Genomic DNA, 16,938 nt, shown 5'->3' on the forward strand with positions numbered 1-16,938 from the left:
GCGCGGCGCACCGGGGCCTTGCCGTGCTCGCGGGTGTGCCCGCCGAAGCGGCGCTGGTCGATGCGGCCCTCGGGGGTGCGGTTGAACGGCATCCCCATCTTCTCCAGGTCGAGCACCGCGTCGATCGCCTCCCGGCACATGATCTCCACGGCGTCCTGGTCGGCCAGGTAGTCGCCGCCCTTGACGGTGTCGAAGGCGTGCCACTCCCAGTTGTCGTCCTCGACGTTGGCCAGCGCGGCGCACATGCCGCCCTGGGCGGCGCCGGTGTGGCTGCGGGTCGGGTACAGCTTGGTCAGCACCGCGGTGCGCACCCGCGGGCCCGCCTCCACGGCCGCCCGCATCCCCGCGCCGCCGGCGCCGACGATCACCACGTCGTATCGGTGTTGCTGAATCAACCGCGTCAACCCCCCTGGATCACGAGATGTTCGGGTCGAACGTCAGCAGCACGTAGGTCCCCAGCACCAACGTGAAACCCATCGACAGCGCCAGCAGGCTGTTCAGCCAGAAGCGGGTGCTGTCCTTGCGGCTGTAGTCGTCGATGATGATGCGCAGACCGTTGCCCCCGTGCAGCTGTGCCAGCCACAGCAGCAGCAGATCCCAGATCTGCCAGAACGGCGACGCCCAGCGCTGCGCCACGTAGTTGAAGTCGATGCGGTACACGCCGTCGTCGACCATCAGCATGATGAACAGGTGCCCGAGCGCCAGGAACACCAGCACGACCCCGGAGAACCGCATGAACAGCCACGCGTATTTCTCGAAGTTGGGGACGCCGGCGCGCCGCCGCGGCGCGCGGGGTCGGTCCAGGCCCGCGGGGCGGCTCATCGTAGGTGCGCCATCAGGTGAATGCCCAGCACCACCCCGGCCGGGACGATGAGCAACAGGAACAGCACGCCCACGATCCACAGCATCAGCCGCTGGTGGCGGGTGCCCTCGGACCAGAAGTCGATCAGGATGACGCGGATCCCGTTGAGCGCGTGAAACAGCACGGCGGCGACCAGGCCGAACTCCATCACGCCGACGATCGGCGTCTTGTAGGTCGCGAGCACCTCGTCGTAGGCCTGCGGCCCCACCCGGACCAGGGCGGTGTCCAGGACGTGGACGAACAGGAAGAAGAAGATCGTCGCGCCGCTGATGCGGTGCAGCACCCACGCCCACATGCCCGGATCGCCCCGGTACAGGGTGCGCGGCGGCCGTCGCCCGCGTGCCGCCTTAGCTGGGCCCGCGGTCGTCGCCTGTGTGCTCGCCACCGTGTTCACCGCCTTCCCCGGACGTTCCAGCCTAACCCGGCCGGGTTGCGGCCCAGGTTAGGGTGGCGTACTCGCGTCGAGCATCGGTGAACGGGGTGCGGTATGCCTGAAGTCGACTGGAAAGCATTGCGCAGCAAGGCCGTTGAGGTTGCGGCCAACGCCTACGCGCCGTATTCGCGGTTCGCGGTGGGTGCGGCCGCGCTGGTCGACGACGACCGGGTGGTTACCGGCTGCAATGTGGAGAATGTCTCATATGGCCTCGGTCTCTGCGCCGAGTGCTCGGTGGTGTCCGCGCTGTACGCGACCGGCGGCGGGCGCCTGGTCGCCCTGTCCTGCGTCGACGCGGCGGGCGCGCCGCTGATGCCGTGCGGGCGGTGCCGGCAGGTGCTGCTCGAACACGGCGGCCCCGGGCTGCTGATCGACCATCCGGCCGGGCCGCGCCGGATCGGCGACCTGCTGCCCGACGCCTTCGGCCCCGACGACCTGGCGCGGCGATGACGTTCGACGCCCCGACGGTGATCCGGACCAAGCGCGACGGCGGCCGGCTCTCCGACGCCGCCATCGACTGGGTCGTCGACGCCTACACCCACGGCCGGGTCGCCGACGAACAGATGTCGGCGCTGTTGATGGCGATCGTGTGGCGCGGGATGGACCGCGGCGAGATCGCCCGGTGGACCGCGGCGATGCTGGCCTCGGGACCGCGGCTCGACTTCACCGACCTGCCCGTGCCGACCGTCGACAAGCATTCCACCGGCGGGGTCGGCGACAAGATCACCCTGCCGCTCGTGCCGGTCGTCGCCGCCTGCGGCGCGGCGGTGCCCCAGGCGTCGGGCCGCGGGCTCGGGCACACCGGCGGCACCCTGGACAAGCTGGAGTCGATCGCCGGGTTCACCGGCGAACTGTCCAATCGGCGTGTGCGCGAACAACTTCGGCAGGTCGGCGCGGCGATCTTCGCCGCCGGCGAGCTGGCCCCCGCCGACGCCAAGCTCTACGCGCTGCGCGACATCACCGGCACCGTCGAGTCGCCGCCGCTGATCGCCAGTTCGGTGATGAGCAAGAAGCTGGCCGAGGGGGCCGGCGCGCTGGTGCTCGACGTGAAGGTCGGCTCCGGGGCGCTGACGTCCTCGCCGGCGCAGGCCCGGGAGCTGGCGCACATCATGGTCGGGCTGGGCGCGGCCCACGGGGTACCCACCCGCGCGCTGTTGACGGACATGAACAGCCCGCTGGGCGCGACCGTCGGCAATGCGCTGGAGGTCGCCGAATCGCTGGAGGTGCTGGCCGGCGGCGGCCCGCCCGACGTGGTGGAGCTGACGCTGACACTGGCCGGCGAGATGCTGGCGCTGGCCGGGATCGACGACCGCGACCCCGCCCAGACGCTGCGCGACGGGACCGCGATGGACCGGTTCCGGCGGCTGGTCGCCGCCCAGGGCGGGGACTTGTCGGTTCCGTTGCCCATCGGTGCGCATACCGAGACCGTCACCGCCGCCCGGGGCGGCACAATGGGCGATATCGACGCGATGGCGGTGGGAATGGCGGCTTGGCGGCTCGGTGCGGGGCGATCCAGCCCGGGCGGGACGGTGCAGCCGGGCGCGGGTGTCCGGATCCACCGCCGCCCGGGGGAGCCGGTGGCGGCGGGGGAGCCGTTGTTCACCCTCTACACCGACACCCCCGAACGGTTCGGCGCCGCGATGGCCGAGCTGGACGGCGGCTACCGCGTCGGCCCCACCGCCCCGCAGCCCCGACCGCTGATCATCGATCGGATCGTCACGTGAGCGAACTGGACCTCGAACAGATCACCAAGGCGCCCAAGGCCCTGCTGCACGACCACCTCGACGGCGGGCTGCGCCCGGCGACCGTCATCGACATCGCGGCTGCGACCGGCTACGACGGGCTGCCCGCCACCGACGTCGACGAGCTGGCGACGTGGTTTCGCACCCGCTCGCACAGCGGCTCGCTGGAGCGCTACCTCGAGCCGTTCTCGCACACCGTGGCGGTGATGCAGACCCCCGACGCGCTGCACCGCGTGGCCCGCGAGTGCGTGGAGGACCTGGCCGCCGATGCGGTGGTCTACGCCGAGATCCGGTTCGCCCCCGAACTGCACATCGACCGGGGGCTCTCCTTCGACGAGATCGTCGACGCCGTGCTGGCCGGCTTCGCCGACGGGGAGAAGGCCTGCGCTGAGGCGGGCCGCCCGATCGTGGTGCGGCTGCTGGTCACCGCCATGCGGCATGCCGCGGTGTCCCGCGAGATCGCCGAGCTGGCGATCCGCTGGCGGGACCGGGGGGTCGTCGGGTTCGACATCGCCGGGGCCGAGGCCGGCAACCCGCCGACGCGGCACCTGGACGCGTTCGAATACATGCGGGACAACAACGCGCGCTTCACCATTCATGCCGGCGAGGCGTTCGGGCTGCCGTCCATCCACGAGGCGATCGCGTTCTGCGGCGCCGACCGGCTGGGCCACGGCGTGCGCATCGTCGACGACATCGACGTGTCCGGCGACGGACAGGTGCGGCTGGGCCGGCTCGCGTCGATCCTGCGCGACAAGCGCGTCCCGCTGGAGCTGTGCCCCAGCTCCAACGTGCAGACCGGCGCGGTCGAGAGCATCGCCGAGCACCCGTTCGACCTGCTGGCCCGGACCCGCTTCCGGGTGACTGTCAACACCGACAACCGGTTGATGAGCGACACCTCGATGAGCCTGGAGATGCACCGGTTGGTGCAGGCGTTCGGCTACGGGTGGAGCGACCTCGAGCGGTTCACCATCAACGCGATGAAGTCGGCGTTCATCCCGTTCGACCAGCGGCTGGCGATCATCGACGAGGTGATCAAGCCCCGGTATGCGGTGCTGATCGGGTAGGCGGCTCAGACGGCCTGCGTCTTGCGCAGCAGCTCGGCCGGGGTGGGCAGGCGCAGGCAGATGAGCCCGGCGTAGTTGTCGTCGAGCAGATGCACCCGGTAGATGGTGCTGTGCACCACGGTCCACCCGCCGCCCTTCGCGCGCAGCCGCAGCAACCCCTCGGCCGGCCCCTCGGCGAACTGCTGCTTCATCGTGCGCAGCACGGAGTGGTCGTCGGGATGCACCAGCGGCTGGCCCTCCGTCTCGCCGCGCCAGTCGAAGTGGGGAAACGGCGGGTCGAGCCACTTGAGCAGGTGCCACGACCGCAGGTCGACGAGGGCCCGGTGGATGCCCTCCTGCGCCATGTCGCGCAGGATGTGGCGGGCGAGGTCGCCGTCGGGCACCGGCTCCTCCCGGTCGGGTAGGCGCCAGTTCATGGCGCGGCAGACCAGGTGGTCGGTGCCGTCCGCCTGAGGCTCGACGCGGGCGCGGGCGACGAAGCTCACCCGGATCCGTTCGCCGTCATGGCTGGTCGTATCCCACGTGCTGCAGTAAGTGTCCCCGGGCTTGCAGCTCATGGTCAGCGCGAGCACCTGCGTCTCGTCCCGGTTGATGTGGCCGATCGGCAGGTCCGCGGCGAACGGGCGGCCGTCGGTTTGCTCGACGGCCAGATCTAGGCCGGAGTTGGCCAGCGCCTGGGGTGTGTCGCTGGCGGTCCCCGTGGTGATGTTCCATGCCACCGCCCCGGGTTTCGGCCGTTCCGCCGGGGGGACGGCCCGGGGTCCGGCCCACAGCTGTACGCCGTGTACGTGACCGTCGTTCATCACCACGGCCTCGGTCTGTACGACGGTCCTGCCGTCGACCATGTCGCGGCTGACCCCCCGGCGTTTGCTGACGGTCTCGTCGACGGCCGCCGTGATCGCCTTGAGGTGCGGGTTTCTGCGCAAGAAGACGCTGAGCGGCACGAATTTTCGCAGCGCATGGCCCTGCGCGACGACGACGGGCCCGTCGCCGACCACCTCCAGCAACAGCCACTCGCGATTCACGAGTGGGGATACTACGAGGGCATGCGCGCCGCCGTTGCCGAAATCGACGGACCGTGCTCGGCCCGGATTCGGCCGGAAACCGGGGCGGCGCCCTCAGGCGAACCCATACAACACCAACGCGCAGCCCCCAGCAACCAGTGTCGTCGCCGTCATCGCGTGGCGGTGCCGCTGGATCCAGCGCCTGATTTGCTCCAGCCGGCGATCGATGCTCGGTCCGGCGACGACATAGGCCAGCACTGGGGCGGCCACGGTCGAACTCGCCAGCGCGGCGTAGAAGGCGACGGCCGCCGCCGCGCCGAGGACCGGCAGCCGGCCGGCGGCGACCTGGGTTCCCGCGGCCGCGCTGGCCGCAAGCACCTTCGGGTTGGCCAGCATGGGGAAGAATCCCAGCGCGGCCGCAACCGGTGGGGTGATCCTGCCTGCGCGGCTGTCCCAGCCCGCCTCGTCCGCGGCTGCGGTGCGCCGCCGCCACACCCACGCGCCGAATGCGACTAGTGCCGCACCGGCGGCCACGACCAGCCAGTCGGTCCACGGCGGCGCGGGCCCGCGTAGGCCGTCGAAGGTCCGCGGGATGCGCATCGAGGCCACGGTCAGCCCGGTCAGCGAGAGCAATCTGCCCAGCAGGTAGGCGATGCTGGACGAGCGTGGCCGGTCGTTGTGGACGAGCAGCACCAACGCCAGCACGACGGGCACCGGCGAGAGCGCCACCACAAACGCCGGTGCGGCGAGCTTCGCGACCAGCAGCCCCGACGGACCGAAAAGTTCCAACTCTTCCCCCGACCAAGTCCGCGGTGAACTACCTGTACCACAGTACCCCCGGGGGTATGGATCGCGCGCCAACCGCCGTGGGGCGGGGCCGGCCGCTCGCGACGGAACGGCTGTGCGGCGCTCGGCCGGGACGAATAGTGTGACTGGATATGAAGCTGCCCCTGCTGGGCCCCGTGTCGCTCACCGGCTTCCAGAACGCGTGGTTCTTCCTGTTCCTGCTGATCGTTTTGCTGGTGCTGGGCGGCTACATCGCCCAGCAGTTCACCCGCCGCCGGCGGGTGCTGCGTTTCGCCAACATGGAGGTGCTCGAACGGGTCGCCCCGCCGCGTCCCAGCCGGTGGCGGCACCTGCCGACGATCCTGTTGGCCACGTCGCTGGTGCTGCTGACCACCGCCATGGCCGGCCCGACCTCGGATGTGCGGATCCCCCTCAACCGCGCGGTGGTGATGCTGGTCATCGACGTCTCGGAGTCCATGGCGGCCACCGACGTCCCACCGAGCCGGCTGGCGGCGGCCAAGGTGGCGGGCGAGCAGTTCGCCGACGAGCTGACGCCGGCGATCAACCTCGGGCTTGTCGAGTTCGCGGCCAACGCCACGCTGCTGGTCGCCCCGACCACCAACCGGGCCGCCGTGAAGTCGGCGATCGAGCGCCTGGCGCCCGCCCCGAAGACGGCGACGGGGGAGGGCATCTTCACCGCGATGCAGGCGATCGCCACGGTCGGGGCCGTGCTGGGCGGCGGCGAGGGCCCCCCGCCGGCGCGGATCGTGCTGGAATCCGACGGCGCCGAGAACGTGCCGCTGGATCCCAACGCTCCGCAGGGGGCCTTCACCGCGGCGCGCGCCGCGAAATCCCAGGGCATCGAGATCTCGACGATCTCCTTCGGCACGCCCGACGGCACCGTCGACTACCAGGGCGCCACCATCCCCGTCCCGGTCGACGACCAGACCCTGCAGCAGATCTGCGAGATCACCGGCGGGCAGGCGTTCCACGCCGACAGCCTGGAATCGCTCAAGCGGGTCTATCAGACGCTGCAGCGCCAGATCGGCTACCAGACCGTCAAGGGCGACGCGAGCCTGCCCTGGATGCTGCTGGGGGCTCTCGTCCTGGCCGGCGCGGTGCTGGCCGGGTTGCTGCTCAACCGCAGGCTGCCGTCCTGAGCGTCAGGCGGGCAGGCGCCGGTTGATCAGCAGCCCCAGCGCCGCGGCGAGCACGGCGGTCAGGACGCCCAGGCGCAGCCACCCGGCGCTGCCGGGCCCGGCCACGGTGCGGTACCCGATCTCGTTCTCGATGTTGTCGTAGCTCTTCTCGAGCTCGCCGAGGTTGGTGGCGGTGTAGTACTGGCCGCCGGAGAGCCGGGCGATCGTCTTCATCTGGTCCGGCTTGACCGGGACCGCGACCCGCACCCCGTCCAGGTCGATCTCGCCGGTCGGCGTCCCGAACGCGATCGTGGAGACCGGCACCCCCTGGTCCTTGGCCAGGCGCGCCGCCGTGTAGGCGCCGTCGTGCGGGTCCTGGGGGTCGGCCGGCTTGTTCTCCGCGCCGTCGGACAGCAGGACGATCCGGGCCGGTGGCGGGGAGTCGCCGCCGGTGACGTCGGTGGCCCCGATTGCGTGCAGGGCGGTGAAGATGGCCTCGCCGGTGGCGGTGCCGTCGCCGAACTCCAGCTTCTTGAGGGCGTCGACCGTCGCCTGGTGCTGCGGGGTGGGTGGCACCAGCAGGTAGGGGGTCCCGGCGAAGCCGACCAGCCCCAGGTTGACGCCCGGGGTCAGCTGGGCGGCGAACTGGCCGGCCGCCTGCTCGGCGGCCTTGAGCCGGTTCGGGTCGACGTCGGTGGCCTTCATCGACTGCGACATGTCGATCACGAGCATGATCACCGCGCGGTTGCGCGGTATGCGCATGTCATGGGTGGGGGTGGCCAGCGCGACGGTCAGCAGGGCCAGGCTGAGCAGCGCCACGGCGATCGGCAGGTGTCGCCACATCGACTGCGGCACTTCCGCCTCGGTGAACCGGCGCAGCCGGCGCCCGCGGCGGGACTGGACGAGGACGTACACGACCAGCAGGGCCAGCGGGACCAGGCCGAACAGCAACAGGGCCGGGCGCTGGAATCCGTACAGGGGCAACGGGCCGACCCCGGGAAGCGACACCCCGACTCACCTCCCGTTCGGGCCGGCCGTTCAGGCTATTCGCGCCTGAGCCGCCCATCGACGAATTGTTCCAGTCTCTCCCATTCCCGCACCGCCGCCGCATAGGGGGGCGTCGGCTTGGTCACCGAGCCGGGCTCCAGCACGGCGGCCACCAGCTTGCCCAGCGGCCGGCCCGGCTCCAGCGCCGTGTCCACCGTCGGGTCCTCGGAGTAGTCACCGACGTCGCGGAGCAACTCGACGGCCAGGTCGAGCTGGTCGCGGTCCACGGCGTCCGGCCCGTCGGCCAGGTCGTCGGCCAGGCCGCTGAGCACGTAGACGTTGTCGTCGGTGACCTCGACGGCCAGCGAGCCGTCGGTGGCCGCGGTGCGGATGTCGTCATAGGTGCTCAGGTCCGACAGGTCGTGGTCGTGCTCGTCGGCCAGGTAGCGGGCCAGGGCGCGCTCGGAGGTGAACACGCTGATCCGCCCGTTGCGCCCGAGGAACACCGGTGCGTCGTCCAGGTAGCAGCGCAGGGTGTAGAACGTGCCGGAGCTCATCATGATCCTGATCGGGTCGATGCCGACCCGAAGCCAGAAGTCCTTGTCCCCGCCCAGCACGACGGTGTCGCCGGGCGCGCGGGCCTCCTCCTGGGCCGCCGGTTCCTGCCCGGACTCCTCGGCGGTCTCGGTCTCGGTCTCGGTTTCCGCCTCCGCGTCGGTCTCGTCGGCCGTGGGGGTCTCCGGCTCTTCGTCGGGCTCCTCGGCCAGTTCCTCTTGGGCCTCGGCCGACGCCGCGGCGGCGACCTCGGGGGTGGTGATGATCCCCTCGACCGCGGCGAGCACGTCGTCCCAGCCCCGCCCGATGATCTCGGCGATGAGGTTCCAGCGCTTCTGCCCGGCCCGGCCGGCGAAGTTCTCGATCCCGCCGGTGACCGTGCCCAGGCTCGGGTTGCCGTTGAAGAACTTCGACACCGCCGGCAGCTCACACACCGACCCGAGCGACGACACGATCGCCAGCGCGCTGGCCACCGCGGCCACCGACTCCGAGGTCGGCTTCTCGGCCACCAGTTCCTCCACGGCGACCAGGTCGAACCGCGCGTCCTCGGCGGGATCGAACTTGTGCGCGTGCGCCGCGGTCAGGTCCTTCCACGCCGGGTGGTCGACCAGGTCGTTGTCGGTGTCGGAGCGCACGAACGCGACCAGGTCGGCCACGGACTCGAACGCGAACAGGTCCTCGTCCTTGCCCAGGAACGCCTCCCATTCGTCGCCGGCGTCGCGCCAGCGGGGCGCCCACACGGTGTAGCGGTCACCGATGGGCAGGCTCAGGCGGATCGGCACGAGGTCAGCAGCCATGCGGCACACAATAGCGACGGCGCCGCAGCGTTCGGGTTCAGCCCGCCCAGATGTCGGTGATCGCCGGGGCGTTGGCGGCGTAGCCGGTCTTGGGCAGTCCGTACATCTGCTCCAGCGTGGAAAGCACGTTGTAGTGGCTGATCTGCTCGCCGTAGGTGCCGGGCCGCACGTGCGCGCCGTAGAACACCGTCGGGATCCGGTTGCGGCTGGAGTTGTCGTCCTCGTCCCAGGTCACGATCAGCAGGCTGTTGTTGGCCGCCGCCCAGTTGGCGTACCCGGACAGGTTGCGGTTGAGCCAGGCGTCGGCCTGCGGGATGGAGCCGTCGTGCATGTTGTTGCCGTTGTCGGGGATGACGAACGACACCGTCGGCAGGGCGGCGTAGTTGCCCATCGGGAATGCCGAGAACGGCAGCGACGTGCTGGGCGGCACGTTGGTGAAGTCGGCCCAGGGCACGTGCTTGCGCGCGTACTTGCCCGCGCTGCACACCGGTGAGCCGACTGCGGGCAGCCCCTCGGAGAACCCGGCGAACGTGTAACCGGCGGCCAGCAGCTCGGACGCCAGGTTGGGGGCAGCGCCGGCGTTGACCGGGCACGCGTCGGTGGTCACGCCGAACGTGCTGCCGGCGAACAGCGCCAGGTAGTTCGGCTCGCTGGGATGGGTCTCGGCGAACGACGCGGCCATGTTCGCGCCGGCCGCGGCCAGGGCGTTGATGAACGGCGCCGACCTGTTGCCGATGATGTTGGCCGCCGCGCGGTTCTCCTCGATCACGATCACCACGTGCGCCGGTTGCGGGACCGCGGCCGCCGCCAGGCTCACCAGCGGGGACAGCGGGGTGGCCGCGATGCCCGCCAGCGCCACCGCGACGGCCGGCCAGATGGCCCGCAGGGCCCGATGTGCCTTGCCCGTCAGCCCGCTGCGAACCTGCACGCCGGGAGTATATGGGCGGGTGCTTGGCCCCTGCGGCACCCGCACGAGCGTGTCAACCGGGTTGGCCGCGATCGTTATATAGGGTCAGGTGCCGTGGACGTACGCATCATCGATCACCCGCTGGCCCTGGCCCGGCTGACCGCGTTGCGCGACAAGCACACTCCCAACGCCGAGTTCCGGGCCGCGCTGGGCGACCTGACGGTGATGCTGGTCTACGAGGCCACCCGCGACGCGCCCCTCGAGAGCTTTCCGGTCCACACCCCGCTGGCCGAGACCCTCGGGATGCGACTGGCCGGAAAGCCGCTGCTGGTGCCCGTGCTGCGCGCCGGGCTGGGCATGCTCGACCGGGCGCTGGCGCTGCTGCCGCAGGCCCAGGTCGGGTTCGTCGGCGTGGCCCGCGACGAGGAAACCCACCGCGCGGCCGGGTATCTGGAGTCGCTGCCCGACGACCTGACTGGCCGGGCGGTGCTGGTGCTGGAACCGATGCTGGCGACGGGCGGGTCGGTGCGGCACACGATCGGTCTGCTGCACCGCCGCGGCGCCGCCAGGATCACCGTGCTGTGCGCGGTGGCCGCGCCGGAAGGCATTGCGGCCCTTGAGAAGGCGGCGCCGGATGCGCGGCTGTTCACCGTGGCCGTCGACGACGGCCTCAACGAGCACGCCTTCATCGTTCCCGGGCTCGGCGACGCGGGAGACCGCCAGTACGGGCCCCGCTAGCCCCAGCCGCCGACCTGGCCGGCCAGTTCGTCGCGCAGCGCGCGCGCCCGCGTCCGGGCCGCGGCCAACTCGGCACCCGCCGCGCAGCGAACCTCGATGTAGCACTTCACCTTCGGCTCGGTGCCCGAGGGCCGCACCACCACGCGCACCGACGCCGCGTCGTCGCCGCCGGTGAAGATCAGCGCGTCGGTGACGTCGGTGAGGGTCGCGGTGAACCCGGCCAGTGTGGCCGGTGGGTCCGCCCGCAACCGGTCCATGAGTGCGGCGGCCTCGCCGGCGCCGGCGACGCGGCGCGACACCGCGGCGACGTCATGCACGCCGTGCCGGCGGGCCAGCTCGTCGAGCGCGCCCGACACGGTTTCGCCCCGGGATGCCAGCGCGGCCACCAGGTCGCACACCAGGACGGCGGCGCTGATGCCGTCCTTGTCGCGCACGGCGTCCGGGTCGACGCAGTGGCCGATCGCCTCCTCGTAGGCGTACACCAGGGTGCCGCCGGGCACCTGCGAGTCGGCGCGGGCCAGCCACTTGAAGCCGGTGCGGGTCTCGACGTGCACCGCGCCGTGATGCGCGGCGATGGCCGCCAGCATGCGCGAGGACACCAGCGAGCTGGCGACGACCGGGATCCCGGTTCGCGGCTGGGAGAGAATGTAATCGCCGAGCAGCCAACCGGTTTCGTCGCCGGAGAGCATCCGCCACCCCGATGCGGTCGGGATGCCGACGGCGCACCGGTCGGCGTCGGGGTCCAGCGCGATCGCGACGTCGGCGCCGACGTCGGCGGCCAGGGCCAGCAGGGCGTCGGTGGCCCCGGGCTCCTCGGGGTTCGGGAACGCGACGGTGGGGAAGTCGGGGTCCGGCGCGAACTGGGCGCCGACGGTGTGCACCCGGCCGAAACCGGCGCGGCGCAGCGTCTCGACGGCCACCGCGCCGCCCACCCCGTGCAGCGCGGTCAGCGCCACCCGCACCGAACCGGTGGCGCGCCGCACCCCGGCGGCCCGCTCGATGTAGCGCTCGACCAGGTCGGTGTGCGCGGGTTGCACCGGGGCGCGGGCGATCTCGTCGGCCGGCGGGGAGCCGGCCATCGCGGACTCGATCTCGCGGTCGGTGGGGGAGACGATCTGGATGCCACCGTCGAAGTACACCTTGTAACCGTTGTCGGTCGCCGGGTTGTGGGAGGCCGTGATCTGTATCCCGGCGGCGGCCCCGGTGCGCCGCACCGCGAAAGCGACCACCGGCGTGGGCGTCGGCCCGGGCAGCAGCAGCACCCGAAAGCCTTGGGCGGCAAGCACTTCGGCCGTGGCGGTGGCGAACACGGCCGAGCCGTGCCGGGCGTCGCGCCCGACGACGACCGCCGAACCGGCCCGGCCGTGGCTCCCGAGCACCTGCGCCACCGCCCAGCTGGCGTGCGAGACCACGGCGACGTTCATGGCGTCGGGTCCGCCGCGCACCGGGCCGCGCAGTCCCGCGGTGCCGAACACCAGTGGGCGGGCGAACCGGGCGGCGAGTTCGCCGGGGCCGCAGGCGGCGAGCTCGGCGGCCGTGGCCGGGTCGGGATCGTGGGTGATCCACTCCTCGGGCGTCATACCCGGGCTATCAGGTCGGCCAGCAGCGCGCCCATCCGGTGCGCCGAGGCGGCCCCGGCGGCGAGCACCTCGGCGTGGCTGAGCGGCGCGCCGCCGATCCCGGCGGCCAGGTTGGTCACCAGCGACACCCCCAGCACCTCGGCGCCGGCCGCGCGGGCGGCGATGGTCTCGTGCACCGTCGACATGCCCACCAGGTCGGCGCCCAGGGTCCGCAGCATCCGGATCTCGGCCGGTGTCTCGTAGTGGGGGCCGGGCATGCAGGCGTACACGCCCTCGGTCAGCTCCGGGTCGGCCTGCAGGGCGAGCCGGCGCAGCCGCGGCGCGTAGGCGTCGGTCAGGTCCACGAACTGCGGGCCGGTCAACGGGGAGCGCGCGGTCAGGTTGAGGTGGTCGCTGATCAGCACCGGTCGGCCGACCGTCATGCCAGGGCGCAGCCCGCCGGCCGCGTTGGTGAGCACCACGACGCGCGCCCCGGCCGCGCAGGCCGCCCGGACCGGGTGCACGACGTGGCGCAGGTCGTGGCCCTCGTAGGCGTGCACGCGCCCGACCAGCACCAGCACCCGGTGCGCGCCGATCGGCACCGACAGCAGCTGACCGCTGTGCCCGGCGGCGCTCGGCGGGCGGAACCCGGGCACCTCGGCCTGGGGGAGCGTGGCGGTGGCGGCACCCAGCGCGGCGACCGCCGAGGACCATCCCGACCCGAGGACGACGGCGACGTCGTGCTCGGCGGCTCCGGTGCGCTCGGCGATGAAATGCCCCGCCCGCCGGGCGAGTTCGTCGGCGTCGGTCGCGGCGTCGCTCACACTGCGCGAGCCTAGCCTGGCGGGGGCGCCTCGCCCGGCAATCGCGCCGCGACCTCGTCGATGTATTAGTGGCGGGGCGTGTCGCCGCGTTCCAGCGCCGAGCGGCACGCCAGCGCGTTACCCTGCGTGGTGAACGGCGCCGCCAGCACCGAACACACGTCGTCCCAGAAGAGGCCGTCGCGCACGTACCAGCCCGGCGCCAGGCCGGCGGTGTGCCGCTCGATCATCGCGACGCGGTGCCCTGTCGAGCGCTCCGCCCCGACCCCGTTTCCTGCGACGGTCTTCTCCGGTGTTCTCCCAGTGCCCTCCTCCGGCGAACTCGCGTTGCGCCGGGTCGGCATCGCCCACCCGGCAACATGGTCGCATGCGCGCAATGAATTGGCATACCTTTTGCTTAAAAAATATGGGGAAAAGATACCGAATGTAGTCTTCGATCGGCAGCGGCGGACCACGGAGTCTGCAGGGCCGGGCGTCACAGCCCGAAGAGGCCCGACTGCCCGTCCCCGGGGTTGAACCAGCCCGAGCTCGAGGCGCCCAGGTTCGCGAAGCCCGAACTGTCACCGGCGCCGGTGTTGAAGAAGCCGGAGTTCTCGCCTTCGCCGGTGTCGGAGTTGAAGAATCCGGCGTTGGAGCCGAGCACCCCGCTGTTGAAGAAGCCGACATCTCCGTAACCGTTGCCGTAGTTGAAATAGCCCACATTGGCTCCGTGGACGCTCGAGTTGCCGATCCCCGAGTTGGAGCCGCCGGCGCTCGAGTTGTAAAAGCCGGAGTTGTCGTTGCCCCCGGTGTTGAAGAAGCCCGAGGTTCCGGTGCCGGTGTTGCCGAAGCCCGAGCTGGCCACCGATTGGGTGGCCGAACTGCCCAGGCCGGTGTTCAGGCTGCCCGCGTTGAACAGTCCCGTGTTGGTGTTGCCCGAGTTCTCGAAGCCGGTATTGGTGTTGCCCGCGTTGAACAGGCCGGTGTTGTAGCTGCCCGAGTCGAAGCTGCCCGCGTTATAAGAACCCGCGTTGAAATTGCCCGCGTTGAAACTGCCCCCATTGTCGAATCCGACGTTGTTGACACCCCCGTTGCCGAAACCCGTGTTCTCGCCACTGGCAGGTAATGCGCTGTAGCCCGCGTTGCCGATGCCGGTGTCGCCGCCGCCGGAGTTGCCGATGCCGGTGGCGATCTGGCCGGAGTTGAACAGACCGGTGGCGGTGAGTCCGGAGTTGCCGATGCCGAAGCTGTTGTTGCCGGAGTTGAAGAACCCGATGTCGTTGTTGCCGGAGTTGCCGAAGCCGATGTCGCCGCTGCCGGAGTTCAAACCGCCGAAACCTATCTGGTTGTTACCGGTGAGCCCGAAACCGATGTCGCCGGTGCCGCTGTTGCCGAAGCCGATGTTGCCGAAGCCGGTGTTGCCGAAACCCCAGTTGTTGTTGCCGCTGTTGCCGAAGCCGATGTTGCCGAAGCCGGCGGTGCTCCCGATTCCGGAGTTGCCGGCGCCGATGTTGCCGCCGCCGACGTTGCCGATGCCGAAGTTGTTGACGCCCAGGTTGCCCAGACCGATGTTGCCGATCCCCGCGGTGAAATAGAGGCCGGCGTTGCCGAAGCCGATGTTGTAGTTGCCGAGGTTTCCCCCGCCGATGTTGAAGTTGGACGCGACCCCTTGTAAGGAGTCGCCGTTGCCGAAGCCCAGGTTGGTGCTGCCGAAGTTCCCGGCGCCGAAGTTGTGGATACCGATGTTGCCGTTGCCGAGGTTCTGGGTGCCGATGTTGGCGTTGCCCAGGTTCAGGTTGCCGGTGTTGCCGCTGCCCAGGTTCAGCCCGCCCAGGTTGCCGACGCCCAGGTTGACGTTGGGCAGGCTCAGCTGGGCCGTCGTGGTGTGCAGTGCGGTCTGCACCGAGAACAGCTGCGTGGCCGCGGCCGAGGCGCCGGCGTGATAGCCCGTCATGGCGGCCACGTCCTGGGCCCAGAGCTGCTCGTAGTGGGCCTCCACGGCGGCGATCGCCGGGGCGTTCTGGCCGAACAGGTTCGAGGTCACCAGCGAGATCAGCTGGCCGCGGTTGGCCGCGATCACGCCCGGGTGCACGGTCGCGGCGAACGCCGCCTCGAACGCCGACGCCGCGGCCTGAGCCTGGGCGGCCGCCGACTGTGCGTGGGCGCCGGCGGCGCTCAGCCAGCCCGCATACGGTGTGGCCGCGGCCGCCATCGCGGTGGCGGCGGGCCCCTGCCAGGCCTGACCCGTGAGCCCGGACGTCACCGCCGAAAAGGAGGAGGCCGCGGCCTGCAATTCTTCGGCCAGCCCATTCCACGCCGCCGCGGCCGCCAGCATCGGGCCGGACCCCGCGCCGGAGTAGAGCAGCGCCGAATTGATTTCCGGGGGCCACACCAAGAAACTCATCGCTCACCGTCCCATCTCGGCGGGCCCACAGTGGTGGCCGGCCGCCGCCACCGCCCCCGCGCCAACGTGACTGCCGACAAAACGCCCCCACGACTTTAACGTTCGAGCACGCGCTCCGTCCTTAGTTTTATGAACTATCACCGGTTTTCTTGTGTTCACCCCGCCATATGTCAAGATTTGCCGCATGGGTTTTCGTTGCCGGCGCATCGTCGGTCCCATCGTCGGCCCGGCCGTCGCCGTCGTGGCAGCGGCCGTGACGTTCGCGGGTGGGGCGCCGTCCGCGCGAGCCGACGAGTGCGCCGACGTCCAGCTGATCTTCGCCCGCGGCACGGCCGAACCGCCCGGCCTGGGCGCCGTAGGCGATGCGCTGCTGGCCGCCCTGCGCCCAGCGCTCGGCTCGCGCAGCGTCGACAGCTACGCGGTGAACTACCCGGCCAGCTACAACTTCCTGACCACCGCCGACGGCGCCAACGACGCACGCGACCACATCGCCGAGATGACCGGCCAGTGCCCGTCGACGAAGCTGGTGCTCGGCGGCTTCTCGCAGGGCGCCTCCGCGGTCTCGATGCTGGCGGGGGTGCCACCCTTGGGCCAGCGCATCGGCAACCTGGGGTCGGCCCCCGCGCTGGATCCCGACCTGGCGAGCAAGGTGCGGGCGGTCGCGGTGTTCGGCAACCCCGGCAACCGCTTCGACACACCCCTGTCGACCACGGGCGAGTTCGCCGGCCGCGCCATCGACCTGTGCAGCCCCGGCGATCCCGTCTGCGTCGTCGGAGGCCGCGACCGGGATGCGCACCACGACTACTCGGTGCCGCCCTACCCCGGTGAGGCGGCGGCGTTCATCGCCGGACTGGTGTAGCGGCCGCGGCAACGCGGCGGTGAGATACTGCGAGAATGCCCACCGCCACTTTGGACAGCGTCGAAGACGTCGTGCGGCGCCGGGGCGCCGACCTCGTCGAGCTGTCGCACTCCATCCACGCCGAGCCCGAGCTGGCGTTCGCCGAGCATCGCAGCTGCGCCAAGGCGCAGGCGCTGGTCGCCGAGCGCGGTTTCGAGATCACCGCGCCCGCCGGTGGTTTGGACACCGCGTTTCGCGCCGACTTCGGCAGCGGCCCGCTGGTGGTCGGCGTCTGCGCGGAATACGACGCGCTGCCCGAGATC

Annotated in this window: 18 protein-coding genes and 1 pseudogene; 7 read left to right on the forward strand and 12 right to left on the reverse strand. The window is 71.2% G+C overall.

Features of this window, described 5'->3' with window-relative positions:
- The 3 genes from AC2VOR_RS06395 to sdhC all read right to left on the reverse strand — a co-directional run.
- Nucleotides 1–395 (reverse strand): FAD-binding protein (locus AC2VOR_RS06395; RefSeq protein ID WP_486963412.1); only part of this gene is annotated, 395 nt, incomplete at its 3' end.
- Between the two features lie 19 nt (nt 396–414).
- Nucleotides 415–822, reverse strand: a complete 408-nt coding sequence (locus AC2VOR_RS06400; protein WP_369740251.1) for a succinate dehydrogenase hydrophobic membrane anchor subunit — start codon at nt 820–822, stop codon at nt 415–417.
- Nucleotides 819–1,157 carry a succinate dehydrogenase, cytochrome b556 subunit gene (gene sdhC, locus AC2VOR_RS06405; protein WP_369741741.1) on the reverse strand — a complete coding sequence of 113 codons (339 nt, stop codon included), beginning with the start codon at nt 1,155–1,157 and terminating at the stop codon, nt 819–821. The genes AC2VOR_RS06400 and sdhC overlap by 4 nt, the downstream gene beginning before the upstream one ends.
- Before the next feature lie 192 nt (nt 1,158–1,349).
- On the opposite strand from sdhC, the gene AC2VOR_RS06410 reads away from it, so the two are divergent.
- From AC2VOR_RS06410 to AC2VOR_RS06420, 3 genes are read left to right on the forward strand one after another with little or no spacing between them, the layout of a single operon-like run.
- Nucleotides 1,350–1,745 carry a cytidine deaminase gene (locus AC2VOR_RS06410; RefSeq protein WP_369740249.1) on the forward strand — a complete coding sequence of 132 codons (396 nt, stop codon included), beginning with the start codon at nt 1,350–1,352 and terminating at the stop codon, nt 1,743–1,745.
- Complete coding sequence (locus tag AC2VOR_RS06415; protein WP_369740248.1) at nt 1,742–3,019, forward strand: thymidine phosphorylase; 1,278 nt, start codon at nt 1,742–1,744, stop codon at nt 3,017–3,019. The genes AC2VOR_RS06410 and AC2VOR_RS06415 overlap by 4 nt, the downstream gene beginning before the upstream one ends.
- Nucleotides 3,016–4,101, forward strand: a complete 1,086-nt coding sequence (locus tag AC2VOR_RS06420) for an adenosine deaminase (protein ID WP_369740247.1) — start codon at nt 3,016–3,018, stop codon at nt 4,099–4,101. Before AC2VOR_RS06415 ends, AC2VOR_RS06420 begins: the two co-directional genes overlap by 4 nt.
- 5 nt (nt 4,102–4,106) lie before the next feature.
- Here AC2VOR_RS06420 and AC2VOR_RS06425 read toward each other — a convergent pair whose 3' ends face one another.
- Both AC2VOR_RS06425 and AC2VOR_RS06430 read right to left on the reverse strand, forming a co-directional pair.
- Entirely contained in the window at nt 4,107–5,126 is a 1,020-nt protein-coding gene (locus AC2VOR_RS06425; protein ID WP_486963413.1) for a PAS domain-containing protein, read from the reverse strand.
- A 93-nt stretch (nt 5,127–5,219) separates the two neighbouring features.
- Nucleotides 5,220–5,894 carry a GAP family protein gene (locus AC2VOR_RS06430; RefSeq protein ID WP_369740244.1) on the reverse strand — a complete coding sequence of 225 codons (675 nt, stop codon included), beginning with the start codon at nt 5,892–5,894 and terminating at the stop codon, nt 5,220–5,222.
- Between the two features lie 149 nt (nt 5,895–6,043).
- Here AC2VOR_RS06430 and AC2VOR_RS06435 point away from each other — a divergent pair, with 149 nt between their 5' ends.
- Complete coding sequence (locus AC2VOR_RS06435; RefSeq protein WP_369740242.1) at nt 6,044–7,051, forward strand: VWA domain-containing protein; 1,008 nt, start codon at nt 6,044–6,046, stop codon at nt 7,049–7,051.
- A gap of 3 nt (nt 7,052–7,054) precedes the next feature.
- Here the strand turns inward: AC2VOR_RS06435 and AC2VOR_RS06440 are convergent, their stop codons facing one another.
- The 3 genes from AC2VOR_RS06440 to AC2VOR_RS06450 are packed head-to-tail and all read right to left on the reverse strand — an operon-like array spanning nt 7,055 to nt 10,246.
- On the reverse strand, nt 7,055–8,038 hold the full coding sequence (locus AC2VOR_RS06440) for a VWA domain-containing protein (protein WP_369740240.1): 984 nt from the start codon (nt 8,036–8,038) through the stop codon (nt 7,055–7,057).
- Nucleotides 8,039–8,073: 35 nt separating this feature from the next.
- Nucleotides 8,074–9,369, reverse strand: coding sequence for a protein export chaperone SatS (gene satS / locus AC2VOR_RS06445; RefSeq protein WP_486963414.1), 1,296 nt, complete (start codon nt 9,367–9,369; stop codon nt 8,074–8,076).
- A 37-nt stretch (nt 9,370–9,406) separates the two neighbouring features.
- Complete coding sequence (locus AC2VOR_RS06450) at nt 9,407–10,246, reverse strand: alkaline phosphatase family protein (protein ID WP_369741740.1); 840 nt, start codon at nt 10,244–10,246, stop codon at nt 9,407–9,409.
- 144 nt (nt 10,247–10,390) lie between these two features.
- Here AC2VOR_RS06450 and upp point away from each other — a divergent pair, with 144 nt between their 5' ends.
- The gene (gene upp, locus AC2VOR_RS06455; RefSeq protein ID WP_369740237.1) at nt 10,391–11,014 is read left to right on the forward strand and encodes a uracil phosphoribosyltransferase; all 624 of its coding nucleotides are present in this window, start codon (nt 10,391–10,393) and stop codon (nt 11,012–11,014) included.
- On the opposite strand, the gene AC2VOR_RS06460 is transcribed toward upp, so the two are convergent.
- The 4 genes from AC2VOR_RS06460 to AC2VOR_RS06475 all read right to left on the reverse strand — a co-directional run bounded on the left by AC2VOR_RS06460 (nt 11,011) and on the right by AC2VOR_RS06475 (nt 15,777).
- On the reverse strand, nt 11,011–12,594 hold the full coding sequence (locus AC2VOR_RS06460) for a phospho-sugar mutase (RefSeq protein ID WP_486963415.1): 1,584 nt from the start codon (nt 12,592–12,594) through the stop codon (nt 11,011–11,013). The two genes, upp and AC2VOR_RS06460, sit on opposite strands and share 4 nt — an antisense overlap.
- A complete protein-coding gene (locus AC2VOR_RS06465; protein WP_369740235.1) occupies nt 12,591–13,397 on the reverse strand; it encodes a purine-nucleoside phosphorylase in 807 nt (268 codons plus the stop codon). The genes AC2VOR_RS06460 and AC2VOR_RS06465 overlap by 4 nt, the downstream gene beginning before the upstream one ends.
- 65 nt (nt 13,398–13,462) lie before the next feature.
- Nucleotides 13,463–13,738: a hypothetical protein gene (locus AC2VOR_RS06470; RefSeq protein WP_486963416.1), complete on the reverse strand. Its 276-nt coding sequence runs from the start codon at nt 13,736–13,738 to the stop codon at nt 13,463–13,465.
- Nucleotides 13,739–13,869: 131 nt separating this feature from the next.
- Nucleotides 13,870–15,777 carry a PPE domain-containing protein gene (locus AC2VOR_RS06475; protein WP_486963417.1) on the reverse strand — a complete coding sequence of 636 codons (1,908 nt, stop codon included), beginning with the start codon at nt 15,775–15,777 and terminating at the stop codon, nt 13,870–13,872.
- A gap of 205 nt (nt 15,778–15,982) precedes the next feature.
- On the opposite strand from AC2VOR_RS06475, the gene AC2VOR_RS06480 reads away from it, so the two are divergent.
- On the forward strand, nt 15,983–16,636 hold the full coding sequence (locus tag AC2VOR_RS06480) for a cutinase family protein (protein ID WP_369741739.1): 654 nt from the start codon (nt 15,983–15,985) through the stop codon (nt 16,634–16,636).
- A gap of 35 nt (nt 16,637–16,671) precedes the next feature.
- Nucleotides 16,672–16,938 (forward strand): annotated as a pseudogene (locus AC2VOR_RS06485) (amidohydrolase); the annotation flags it as partial.

Source organism: Mycobacterium sp. TH-M103, assembly GCF_057473785.1.